Annotated in this window: 1 pseudogene; it reads right to left on the bottom strand. The window is 59.4% G+C overall.

Annotation, left to right across the window (positions count from 1 at the left end):
* A pseudogene (locus tag EOA22_RS39390) lies at positions 1 to 559 on the bottom strand (ABC transporter permease subunit); the annotation flags it as partial.

Here is a 559-nt window from a genome sequence, read left to right as displayed (position 1 = left end):
ACCGCACCGACCACGAAGGCCAGTTGCGGCAGGCCGAGATAGATCAGATAAACCTGCATCAGGAGCGGCAGGCCGCGGAAGAACGACGTGTAGAAGCTTGCGATGGCGTAGGCGAAGACGTTGGTGGACAGGTTGGCTACGGCACCCAGTATGGCGATCAGGGAGGCGATGATGATGGAGATGGCCGAGACGTAGAGCGTGGTCACCACGCCCTGGGAAATCAGGAATGGCAGCTTTTCCCGGATGAAGGGCAGGCTGAGATGAAAGGTCGCGAAGAAGGCCAGGAAGAGCAGCAGCAGTTCGAACCAGACGATGGCGATCTGGACACGCAGCGAGGCGAAGCCGATCAGGACGACATTGAGGACGAACAGAAGCGCGATCACGAAGGCGATGGCAAACCGACCATAGAGGCCGCTCTGCGACGGTTCGCCGATGACCGGGCGCATCAATTCGCCGAAGCTCGTCGACGTCAGGTTGAAAGCGAGGAAGATCGCAAAGACGACGCCGAACATCGTCGCCACAAACCACGGCTTGTGCACGAGGACTTAAGCTTCGACGG

The organism is Mesorhizobium sp. M7A.F.Ca.US.014.04.1.1 (genome assembly GCF_003998745.1).
GTDB lineage: Bacteria > Pseudomonadota > Alphaproteobacteria > Rhizobiales > Rhizobiaceae > Mesorhizobium > Mesorhizobium ciceri.
This window is presented reverse-complemented; position numbering and strand designations above follow the sequence as displayed.